Annotated in this window: 10 protein-coding genes; 1 reads left to right on the top strand and 9 read right to left on the bottom strand. The window is 36.2% G+C overall.

Annotated elements, in window-relative coordinates; translation table 11 throughout:
• The first annotated feature begins 42 nt into the window (after positions 1–42).
• A complete protein-coding gene (locus RUH60_RS08495; RefSeq protein ID WP_313807341.1) occupies positions 43–3,180 on the top strand; it encodes a T9SS-dependent choice-of-anchor J family protein in 3,138 nt (1,045 codons plus the stop codon).
• 58 nt (positions 3,181–3,238) lie between these two features.
• Here RUH60_RS08495 and RUH60_RS08490 read toward each other — a convergent pair whose 3' ends face one another.
• The 9 genes from RUH60_RS08490 to RUH60_RS08450 form a co-directional block, all read right to left on the bottom strand.
• Positions 3,239–3,409: a hypothetical protein gene (locus RUH60_RS08490; protein WP_313807339.1), complete on the bottom strand. Its 171-nt coding sequence runs from the start codon at positions 3,407–3,409 to the stop codon at positions 3,239–3,241.
• Between the two features lie 24 nt (positions 3,410–3,433).
• Positions 3,434–3,847, bottom strand: coding sequence for an OsmC family protein (locus RUH60_RS08485; RefSeq protein WP_313807337.1), 414 nt, complete (start codon positions 3,845–3,847; stop codon positions 3,434–3,436).
• Between the two features lie 108 nt (positions 3,848–3,955).
• Positions 3,956–4,705 carry an Asp/Glu racemase gene (locus RUH60_RS08480; RefSeq protein WP_313807335.1) on the bottom strand — a complete coding sequence of 250 codons (750 nt, stop codon included), beginning with the start codon at positions 4,703–4,705 and terminating at the stop codon, positions 3,956–3,958.
• On the bottom strand, positions 4,702–5,328 hold the full coding sequence (locus RUH60_RS08475; protein ID WP_313807333.1) for a class I SAM-dependent methyltransferase: 627 nt from the start codon (positions 5,326–5,328) through the stop codon (positions 4,702–4,704). The genes RUH60_RS08480 and RUH60_RS08475 overlap by 4 nt, the downstream gene beginning before the upstream one ends.
• Before the next feature lie 2 nt (positions 5,329–5,330).
• Positions 5,331–7,886 carry a WG repeat-containing protein gene (locus RUH60_RS08470; protein ID WP_313807331.1) on the bottom strand — a complete coding sequence of 852 codons (2,556 nt, stop codon included), beginning with the start codon at positions 7,884–7,886 and terminating at the stop codon, positions 5,331–5,333.
• A 19-nt stretch (positions 7,887–7,905) separates the two neighbouring features.
• A complete protein-coding gene (locus tag RUH60_RS08465; protein WP_313807329.1) occupies positions 7,906–8,820 on the bottom strand; it encodes a fumarylacetoacetate hydrolase family protein in 915 nt (304 codons plus the stop codon).
• A 46-nt stretch (positions 8,821–8,866) separates the two neighbouring features.
• Positions 8,867–9,976 (bottom strand): cupin domain-containing protein, encoded by a 1,110-nt coding sequence (locus RUH60_RS08460; RefSeq protein ID WP_313807327.1) that lies wholly within the window; start codon positions 9,974–9,976, stop codon positions 8,867–8,869.
• A 1-nt stretch (position 9,977) separates the two neighbouring features.
• Complete coding sequence (locus tag RUH60_RS08455; protein ID WP_313807325.1) at positions 9,978–10,958, bottom strand: carbon-nitrogen hydrolase family protein; 981 nt, start codon at positions 10,956–10,958, stop codon at positions 9,978–9,980.
• A gap of 4 nt (positions 10,959–10,962) precedes the next feature.
• Positions 10,963–11,847, bottom strand: a complete 885-nt coding sequence (locus RUH60_RS08450; RefSeq protein WP_313807323.1) for a hypothetical protein — start codon at positions 11,845–11,847, stop codon at positions 10,963–10,965.
• Positions 11,848–12,001 lie beyond the last annotated feature (154 nt).

The following is a 12,001-nucleotide window of genomic DNA, read 5'->3' as shown; positions in this document are numbered from 1 at the left end:
AATTTTACAATTCAAAATCGAAACTAACTAAAATTTTGAATCATGAAATTTATCTTTACATTCTTGTTTATGATTTCGGGGTTGGTTCTACAGGCACAATGTGACTATGAACAAAACTTTGACTCATACAACGTAAATCAATATCCAACGGATTGGGCATTGATCAACACAACGGGTAGTGCAAGTTCGGGTATTACAGTACAAACTAGTGCTAATGCGCCGTCACCACAACGTTACTTAAGGATGACCAACGGAACATCAACGACCGGACAATTGCTAGCTATTTTACCAATGATAGCAAACGCTTCAGATGGTAATCACAGAATCAGATTTTATCTTCAGGGTAGTACAAATCCATCTGCATCTTTACAGATTGGAACAATGGATACAAATACTGCCGCTGGAGTTTTTACGCCTATAACAACAATCACAACAACTACAACAACCGCGTGGACGCAATATACGGTTCAGATTCCTGCCGGAACAAATCAATATATTGCGTTTAAGCACGGTTTAGGTGCTGCTGGTATAGTTTATAGCTTTGACAATATTTGTTTTCAGCAAACACCAACTTGCTTAGAGATTCCGAATTTAACTTTTAATTCAGCTACATCAAGTTCTGTTACTTTTGGTTGGGCAGCAACGCCTTCTGGTGAAACTGCTTGGCAATATATTGTACAGCCAACTGGTACAGCTGCACCAACAGCAGCTACCAATGGAATCGATACAACTACAAACCCTCAAACTGAAGGTGGCTTATCAGCAAACACAGCATATGACGTTTATGTTAGAGCAAAATGTTCCGATACAGATTTTGGAGAATGGTTTGGACCAGTTTTAGCGACTACTGCATGTGTTACATACACAGCTTCATATTCAGACAGTTTTGAAAATAATGTTAGTACACAAGACATTAAACCTTGTTGGTCAATTCACGATACAGGTTCCGGAGATTTAAAAGCATTTGCTTCTAATAATTCTTTTGGAATAACTCCTTCAGAAGGAGCATTACATGCACGATTCTTCTTTCCTTCAACTATGGTGGCTAATTCTTTAGCGCTGATTTCACCACAGTTTACAGATTTAGCTTCTAACAAACAGATTCGTTTCAAAATGAATAAAAGAGCTGGTTTCGAAGCTAATATGAATATCGAAATTGGTACTGTTGCAAGTCCTACTGATATGAGTTCATTCACATTATTGGACAACACCACTATTACTCAAGCTACAGTAGTTGCTTCTACTTGGAACGAATATACCGTTACCTTATCTAACTACAACAACAGTTTAGGACATCAGTATATCGCGTTCAGACCGAAACATTTAGGAGGAACAACGGCTACCCAATATATCTATATGGATGAGTTTGTTTACGAAAGCGCACCGTTTAACGACGAGACACTTACAGCTTTCGATATGAACGTTTCAACTTCTTACGAATGTACAAATTCAGTAAACAGTACATTTGCCAATGCAACGCGTTCTGCAAATGCACCTTGTAACTCACCAATTTATTCTTCTTATAAAGATTTGTGGTATAAATTTGTGGCGCCAACAACTGGAGATTATGCTTTTTCATTGGAATTAAGTAATACAAACCCTATTAATGGACAATTGTTCGTTTTTCAAGGACCGGCGACTAGTTTAACACAAATTACAAGTGGTTGTTTAACGCGTTATCTCATAAGAGCTTTAACAGCAGGACAAGAATATTTTGTTTCTGTTGCATGTCCTGACAATAATGCTAGTTTTAATTTATGTGTTTTCCCGCTTGGAGAAACGCCTAATGATGATATTATTGATGCTGAAATATTAACAGAATCTGCAAATAGAGCATGTGAAAATGCAATTGAAGGTACTTTAGAAACGGCAACGCATTCATCTGATTCTGCTTGTGCAGCAGCTAGTGTTGATGTGTGGTATAAATTTACACCTTCTCAAACTGATGAATATACTTTTTATGTTACATTATTGAATGGGACAAGCCCAACAGGTATAACCATTTATGGTGGTAATCCAGGTGCTTTAGTTGCAGTTTCGGATACTTGTGCAGGCCCTATGGTATTAGCTAATTTAAATGCTGGAACGATGTATTATGTTGCTGTTTCTGCTTCAACAACATCTAATCCGATACATTTTAACTTGTGTGCATACCAATCACCACCACCACCAAGCAATGACGACTGTACAACGCCAATTAATTTAATTGTCGGACAAACTTTTAACGATAACGATATTGTAGCAACAAATACTTCTGCTGGAGTGAATCCTGGTAATTCAAATTATCCAAGCTGTGGAACTATAGAATTCAGTACTTATGGTCGCGATGTTTGGTTCACAGTTACCATGCCGGAATCTGGCAATTTAGTAATTGAAACACGCCGTGAAGATGGCTCTTTGTTATCTGATACTGCAATGGAAACCTATACTGGTTCTTGCGGAACAGCAACTTTAGCTCCATATTATTATAATTTACCACCACCAAATCCAGGTCAGGCTTATTGTAACGATCAGTTTGTAATTGGTGGTAATCAATATGCAGGTATCCGATTTGCAAATAAAATGCCGGGTGAGCAAATCATTGTTCGTGTTTGGGGATGGGCTCGTCAGTATGGAGATTTCAAAATTTCTGCTTATGATGACACAGAACCATGTCCAAGACCAACAAATATCAACATTACGGACATCGTAGGAGGTCAGGTGACTGCTACTTGGAATCCACCAACACCTTCTCCAAATGGCTATTATTACATCATTCAGCCGGCGCCTTTAAACTATCCGTCAGGACAGGTAGGAACATATAGTCCAACCAATTCAGCAACTGAGAGTGGTTTGGCAGAACAATACGAATATGAAATTTATGTACGTTCAGCTTGTAATACAAACAACAGTGCATGGGAAGGACCAATTCCTTTCACCACAACTTTAGGAACTGCCGATTTCAACAATAGTGTTTTTGCTAAAATTTATCCGAATCCCGCAAATGATTTAGTGAAAATTGAGAGCAGTCAAATGATTGATGAAGTAGCATTATATTCAATTGAAGGAAAATTAGTGTATTCAAAAGTGATTAACGAAATGAACCCTGAAATTAATGTTTCTCATTTACAATCAGATGTTTATTTCCTTAAAGTAATTAGTGATAAAGATGTGATGAGCGTCAAACTGATTAAAAGGTAAGTTAATTAATAGATTGGTTAAAGGCTGCTCGGTTGAGCAGCCTTTTTATTTATACAATTCAATACGAATCTTCCTTGTCGTTGAGATCGTGATCTTTTGGTTTCGGATAATCATTATTCAGAAACGTTTCGTATTCTTTCTGATCTTTCTGATTCTGACGAACAATATATCTAATCAACACTATCAGAACAAATGCCAAACCAACGAGTAGCATTGCGGTGGTTTCCATGATTTCATATTTAAAATTTAACGATTACTGATTTAAAGTAAAAGTGACCGATATTGTAGTGTTCAGCAATTTTGAAATCGGGCAATTCGCTTCGGCATCTCGAACCAGTTCTTCAAATTTAGCATTATTAATATCTGGAACTTTTGCTGTTAAAGTAAGATTGGAAGCAACAATACTTCCGTCTTCAAATACGATTTCACAGTCAGTTTTTAATTCATCTGGAGTGAAACCTGCAGCCTGCAAATTGAATGCTAATTTCATTGTAAAACAGCCTGAATGCGCTGCTCCGACTAATTCTTCAGGGTTTGTTCCGATGCCTTCCTCAAATCGGGAACCAAAGGAATATTGTGTTTTGTTTAAAACGGTGCTTTGTGTGGTTAAATGTCCTTTACCATCTTTTCCGGTACCGTTCCAAACGGCAGTCGCTCTTCTTTTCATATGTTGTCGTTTTGTAGTTAATACATAAAGTTACGAAATTTAACGTTCAGTTATGTGTATAAAAAAAGACCTTAAAAAGGTCTTTTCAGATATTTGTAATATTAACGATTAATATTTTCCGCTTAATAATTCACCACCGATTGGAGCTTTGGCTTCAATACCTAATTTTTTCATCATTTCGTAAGTTGTACAAACCGCAGCCGAAGTTACAGGAATACCAACTTCTTTCTGAATCAAATCAATGGCTTCTAACGAAGGCATTTGTACACATGCAGAGGCTACCAAAACATCAACGCCTGTTAAATCCAAGCGTTTGTAGATTTCCATTAAATTCATCGGGTCTTGAGCAGCAACTTCTAAATTATCTGGAATTTCCAAAGCGATGGAATCTACTACTTCAAAACCTTGATGTTCAATATAATCTACAACCAAGTCAGTCAATGGACGCATGTATGGTGTAATTACCGCAACTTTTTTAGCACCTAAAACTTTCAATCCATTGATTAAAGCACCAGCTGAAGTCACAATTGGAGTAGGGAAGTCGTTCTTAATAGTCTCCTGATGCAAATTCACTTCTGAAACACAGTGGTAACCGCGTCCCATACTCATAATCGCAACCAAACAAGCGTAACCCATTACATCTACGTGAGCGTCTGATAATTCTGTGGCGCATTTTAAACTCATCGCGTCCATGGCTTCCAATTCTTCTTTGGTTACCTTTTTCATTCTCATTCGGCTGGAATGGAAAGTAAAACGCTCCGGTAAAATAGTTTCACGCGAACGGAAAACTGCCGGAATTTCGGTTTCCATAGTTACGTTTGATGAAGGTACAATCTGGCCAATTCTGTATTTTTTCATTGTATTTTTTGTGCAATTAATATTAAGTCTGTTGTGGTTGTTCCGTTTTGTTCAGGGAAATCTTTTCGCCGTAAAGTTACTAGTTGAAAACCATATTTAGTTATGGCTTCGGTTAAATAATCTGATTCGTGGTAATACATGTAAATTTCATCGCCGGTACTTCCTTTTTTCAATCCGGATTTAGTATAATCATCTTCCATTGTGCTTAAATACAAAACACCTTTCGGATTCAAAACTTCGGAAGCATCTTTAATAAGTTGAATAGCTTCTTCTTTAGAAAGATAAGGCAAACCGAAACCGCACATGATTCCGTCAAATTTTTGGTTCAACTTTAAAAAATCTCGGCAATCTAGTAAATCAAATTTTGCTGTTGGGTTGTTTTTTAGGGCTAATTCTAGCATTTTGGGAGCCAAGTCGGTTCCTAATATTTTGAAATCTGGTCGCTTTTTTAAAAGGTATTTGGTAATATTTCCCGGACCGCAGGCTAATTCTAAAATCTCGGCATTTTCAGTTTCAATCGAATTGCAGAAAAAGTCAAATGTATCGTTATACAAATCAAAATCCATAAACCTTTCTTGGTATAGATTTGCATTTTTATTGAAAACTTCGGCTGCTTTGTTCATAATTAATATCGATCAAAATAACGTTTCATGAAGTAGGAACTAATCCAATATCCGTTAATTTTTACAGCGTTGCGTAATAATTTTTCCATAAAGCGAGTGTCGCCAAATGCCCAGTCATCAGCTCTTTTGTTAGTCACAATTCCATTGTCATATATGGTATAATCTGTAACATGTGTTAAAGATTTTCGATTGTATCCGTTATAGCCATATCGCTTATCCGGATTCCATTCTTGGTATTTGAATTCCCGTAAATCTTTAAAGTATTTTTCCTTAACGAGTTCAACGTTAGTATATAACGAATTTTTATCGAAAATGTTCTGCTTTAAATAGTGTAAAATAGGGTCAGAAGGAGCAATTTTATCAACGAATTCTTTTAATAAAATGTCATCCTTGCTGTCTAAAGCTTTTACAAGAGCCCATTTTAGCTCATCAAAAGTTTTATAACCTTTATGAGGCTGCATAGGTGTTTCTGACGTTATGAAGTTACCATCACTATCAATAACACGCATTTTTCCGTTAGAGAACGTAAGCGCTTGATTTATTCTTGAACCGGAAAAAGAATCGGTATATTCAAAATTGGCTACTTCGTCAAATTGACTTGAATTAATAGGTTTTCCGTTTTTATCAATAATCTGATAGTATTTGCCTTTTTTAGCTTTGTATAATTCATTCAATCTTGAAATACGCTGTAAATTATCATATTTAAAAGGTAATATGATTTCATTATTCAGATTTACCAATCCCATTTTATTGCCTTTCGAAACAACAACCGAATAATTCTCGTTATCGTTTGCTTCAGAATAATAGCCTACGAAATCAATACTTATACCGTCATATTTAAGCGGAATTATTTCTTTTCCATCCTTATTAATTAAACCGTATTTTTTACCTTTTCGTACGCTGAAATAAAGTTGTTTCCGGCTTTCAAAAAACTGAAGGATTTCATCATAAATCATAGGAAAGACAACTTGCTGTGTACTTTCATTCAACAACCCAAACTTCCCATCCTTACTTTTGATGAAAAGATGATTGCCATTTCTTTGTGATGCGAATGGATTTTTTAAGTTGGATTCGTCTAAAATATAGCCGTATTCGGCAATTCTTTCCTGAAAAAGCAACTCATTCTTCTGGTTTAAAAAATTGTAGCTGCCATCGAATGCTTTTAAAATGGTTAATTTACTGTCTGGAGTATCACTATCGGTAATCCAGTTGTATTCTACCGGAACGATTATTTTACCGTTTTTATCGTACAATCCAAATTTGCGATTAGGCTCAGATGTTACTACTTTGAACATGCCATTTTCTTCTCCAATCCATTCGAACTCAACCGGAATAATTATTTCGCCTTGCAAATTAATTACACCATGTTTTTCGCCCTGTTTAACATTTAGAAGTTCTCGATTTCCTAAAGAAAACGTATCAACATCGTCATAAATAGGAGGTACGATTACTTTCCCTTGCCTGTCAAGAATTCCGCGCTTTTTGTCTTTTGCAACCCGATACCCGATACCGCTGTACTGAGCTATAAAATCGTTATCGTATTCAAAAGGAGCAATTTGTTCTCCCTGTAAGGTGAAAATCCCGGCTTTTTTATCTTTCGAGGCCATAATTGCACCGTAACCATCTGTAAAGACTTTATCAAAAACAATTTCTGTTTTCTTCTTGTCTTTGCTGCCAATGAAATAAATTCCGCAAAGATTATTCTTTTTTACACTGTAATAACCAAATGAATCTGCACTGAGCACTTCATCATTATCTGTTGGATAAATAACTGTTCCATTTGATTCAATCAGTCCGAATTTGTCTTTCTTCTGTACAGTCAAATAAGGAATAGTATGCGATGTTTGTAATAACGGATTTTGAATTTTTATTTTCTGCTTAGAATTGTTACCGTATATCGGATTGTAATTTGGATTTTTCCTAGGAATAAAAATACTGTCGTATTCTAGTGGAAGAATAACTTTATCGTTTAACAGACCAAATTTACCATCAGCTTTTATAATAGCAACATTTTGATACAATGCAGCGTATTCAATCTTTTTAGAAAATGATTTGTTTTGTTTGTTAAAAATAAGTTGCGATTCATCCTTCTTATTCTTAACCAATGTTACGTGAAGATTTCCTCCGATTATTTTAGCGTAGGCAATAGGTAAAAGTACTTCGCCGTTAGCTGAAATTTTACCATATTTTTTATTCTTTTTGACGACAAAACCCGGTCCGGTTTTATACGAATCGCTTCCAATGCTGTCAAATTCAATTTTGGTTGTTAATTCGCCTTTTTTGTTGGCAATTCCAAATAATTTATTTTGTCTGACAATAAAACCATCCGAAGCCCATCTAATTTCGTCATAGATGGCTTCCTGACGAACATTATCCGCTGAAACAAAACCACTTTTGCCTTTTTCTCTGTATGTTCCTGCTGTAGTTCTTTGGTATTCATAACCCGGTTCGGCAACGACTTCCACCGGATAATCGCCACCTCTTTCTTCAACCTCAATGACCTGAGCCGAAGCCGATATACTTACTAAAAAAGTTATGTAAAAATATATTTTTTTCATCTACAGCAAATTAGGATAATTACCTAACAATTTCTTTTACAGTATTTGTAATTGTTCCGATGCCTTCTACAGTAGCTTCAACCACGTCACCATCCCACATCCATTCCTGCGGATTTCTTCCGGCACCAACTCCAGCAGGTGTTCCTGTTGCGATGATATCACCTGGTTCTAATGTGAAAACCGTGCTCAAATCTTCAATTAAATCATTGATGTTGAATAATAAGAATTTTGTATTTGAATTCTGTTTTTCAACACCATTCAATTTTAAAGATAAATTCAAATTGTGAGGGTTTTCGATTTCATCCGCAGTAACTAAAACCGGTCCCATTGGCGCAAACGTATCTTGCCCTTTGGAAACAATCCATTGGCCTTCACGGCGACAATCACGCGCTGAAATATCGTTGATTACAGTATAACCGAAAACATGGTTTAAAGCATTTTCTTTAGCAATGTATTTTCCGCCTTTACCAATAATTACAGCTAATTCAACTTCCCAATCTAATTGTTGCGTCAATTTAGAATTTAGCAAGATGTTTGTATTGGTAGCCGTCACCGATGTTGGTGGTTTGGAGAAAATAATTGGTTTTTGAGGCAATTTTCCAGTTGTATCAAGAGTTCTTGCGCTTTCCGCAACGTGTTCGGTGTAATTTAAACCAATGCCGATGATGTTTTTTCGTGGTTTTGGAATAGGAGCAAGGAAAGTTACATTCGATAAAGGATAAGAACAATTGCTCAATTCTTCTGAAGTTAAACTATTGATAATTCCTTGAATACGAGTTACTTCTATCAACCCCATATCGATTAAATCCAACATGGTTTTAGGAAGCGATTCTTTTTTGATTTGAGCCACATCTTCTAAATCGATCATGTGGTTATTTTGAACAACACCTAATCTTGGTGCCGCGTGGTTGATTTGATACGTTGCTAATTTCATTTTTTTTAAGTTACTGAGTTGCTAAGTAGTTTAGTTGCTTAGTTTTTTAATCTATTTTTTGGAATCCGTTATTATCCGGATAAGCTTGTTCCTGATACAAACCTAATTTTTCAATCACCGGTAAATCATTGAAAGAGAACAAACAAGCATCTTCTGTTTCTGATAAATTTACATGTTCATGATATACCCATGATGGTACACAGAAAATATCGCGTTCTTTCCAGTCGTAACGTTTTCCGCCGATAATGGAATACCCTTTTCCTTTGGCACATTGATATACAAATGAGCCCGTGTGTTTGTGCGCTTTTGTATGTTCACCCGGACGTAACATTTGCATGGAAGCTCCCATAGTTTGCATTACATGACCTCCTGTTAAAGGATTGGAATACTGCATGATGATTCCGTCATAAGGCGAACCTTCATTTACTTTGGCAGCTTCTAATAACGCCGGATATACTTGTTTCCAAGAATATTTGAATAAGGGAGAATAAGGTTTATCCCAAACTTTATCCGCTGGAATAATTCCTGCTCCTCCATAAGATAACGGCAAGTAATTTAGTGGAGCCGACAAGGGTTGTTTTCCATCAAAAACTGCATAATCATTGGCTTCCAAAGCATTTACTAGCGGAATATCCAAACCGTCTTGCCAAACGCAAGTTTTACCATTTTCAGCTACACCGTGTTCGTGCCAAGCAGAATTTGGTGTAATTACGAAATCGTTTACTTCAAACGTTACTTTATTTCCATCAACTACGGTATAACCGCCTTCGCCTTCCATAATGAAACGTAGGGCAGAGGCTTTATGACGATGTGCCGAAGTACTTTCGCCAGGGCGCGTCACCTGAATTCCTGTATACAACCAGCCCACAGCTGCAGAAACATCTTTACGTTTGTCGTTTACCAAATAAACCACGCGACGTCCAGCTTGTTCCGGTGTAACTAATTCGGATGATTTTAAAACCAGTTCCCGTAAATCTTCATATTTCCATAGCATTGGAACAGAAGAAGTTCTTGGCTCCCAAGGTTCGATATCATTTGCGACTGTCCATAATGCACCAGCACCTAAACCTTCTAATTCTTTATAGTAGGCTTCAAGTTCCGGTGTGTCTTGTACTCGTGCACGACCAATTACGTCGTCGCTATATTTTTCTTCCATATTATTTCTTATTGAATTCTTCGTGGTTATCAATAAATGTAATTTTTCGTGTTGGAGCAACATTTACGCGTAAATCGAAAATATCGAAACGGTTGTAATGTCCTAAAATGTCATGCATTTGTTTCGGCTGAATGCATTTTGCTAAATCGATATCGGCATACACAATTCCTTCATCGTCAATTAAAGGTTCTCCAATTACAGCTCCGTTGGGTCCGATAAATCCTGAGAACGCGGAGTTTTTACGAGTCAGCAATTCTTCAATATTCGGAACATCGTCTTTCAAAGCATCCATAATTTCTTTGGAAATTGTCGAACAGGAAACTATTGTAAACAATTTACCTTCAAAGGAATGCGCCGCTGCACGGATTTTAATCGCTTCCGCCATATTATAATCTGGTGGGGCAACGGGTAAGGAAATATAGTTCGCAATGTGGATTAATTCACCTTGTGAAAGCAATGTAAAGCGTGCTAAAGTATTCGTGTTTTCGCCACAAGCTAAAGTTCCGATTGGTCCTATTATTGTATCGTAAACTTTTAAAGAGGAACCGTCTCCTGAAGTCCAAGTTAGTTTTTCTGCCCAAGTTGGTACTAATTTTCGATGTCTGCCGATTAATTTTCCGTTGTTATCGACGATTAAATTCGTGTTGTAAATTTCACCGTAGCTATTGCCGCGCTCATTAATACCGATAACAATATGAATATCATTTTCTTTCGCAGCTTGATACAAACGCAACATGTCAGCATCTCCAGTAGTTACGGAACATTTGTATAGTTCTTCGTACCATTTGCTTCCTTGAACTGGCGTCATTACCCAATTCCAGTACGGATATCCGGCAACAAAAACTTCCGGAAAAGCGATTAGTTTTGCACCGTTTGAAGCTGCTTCCTGAACAAAGGAAATCGCTTTGTCTATCGTTTTTTCAACATTCAAGAAAACCGGTGCGGTTTGTACTGTGGCTGCTTTAAATTTTTTGAATTCCATTATGTTATTTGCAACTTGATTTATAATCTTCAATTAGTTTTAATAAAGAACGGTTGTCCATTTCTGTAGTAATCTCATCTATCATTAGTAGTTTAACCGGTTCAGACAAGGCATCATTGCTCTCAACTTTTCTAATCTTTTCTTTGTATGGCGCTTTGTCAACAGTATAAAGATCTTTGTTGAATTTATCTTTTGTTACTACTTTTTCTATAAAGTTAGGACAATCTCTAAAGATATGACGTAAAACATCGGCTGTAATTTTTTTACGATTGAAAATACTGGATAAATCATCATCAAACGGATTAGCAAAGGATAAAACATAATCATCTTTGCTGTTTTGTAAATAAGTCATCGTTAGCATTTTTCGACGCTTTTTGTAATATTTAGTATCACCATTCCATTTTTCACGTGAATTTCTATACCAAAATATCATGGAATAGATATTAATTTCGTCTTTCGCCAGAACAGGTAACCAAACCGTTTTGTATGATTTTTTTAACTGACCATCGTCGTCTAAATATTTCAAATCGAGTACTTTATAAGTTTTTGGTTTTATAACATCACCATAATACAGCGTCACTTCTTTTACATATTTTTGTTTGTAAAGGGTTGACCGATCTTCTAGATTTTTACGAAATTCAAATTCGGAGTCAATTAAATTATAGGTGGTTTCTGCAGAGGTTAGCCAAGCATCTTCATAATCAATATTTCTTGCTGTTTCCAGAAAAGAGGCAATGTATCCATTAAGTTCTGTACCATCTTTAAGTATAACTTTGCAACTATTGAATCTTTCTGCATCTTTCACAGATTCAGAACTTTGAGCAGAAATAATAGTTACGTTAAACAGAATCGTAAGAACAAAGAATTTTTTAAGACACGGAAAAATCATAACCATTAAACTGTTTGTAGATAGAACGCAATTTTAGCACGAACTTCATCACTGAAAGGTTCCGATTTGATTGTTTTTCTGTCCGATTCAATTGTTACGTTTACCAAAGTTACTTCGCCTTCCAAAATCGTTTCATTGTCCTGATTTTTAAACA

It is taken from the genome of Flavobacterium sp. (genome assembly GCF_032153895.1).
Taxonomy (GTDB): Bacteria; Bacteroidota; Bacteroidia; order Flavobacteriales; family Flavobacteriaceae; genus Flavobacterium.
This window is presented reverse-complemented; position numbering and strand designations above follow the sequence as displayed.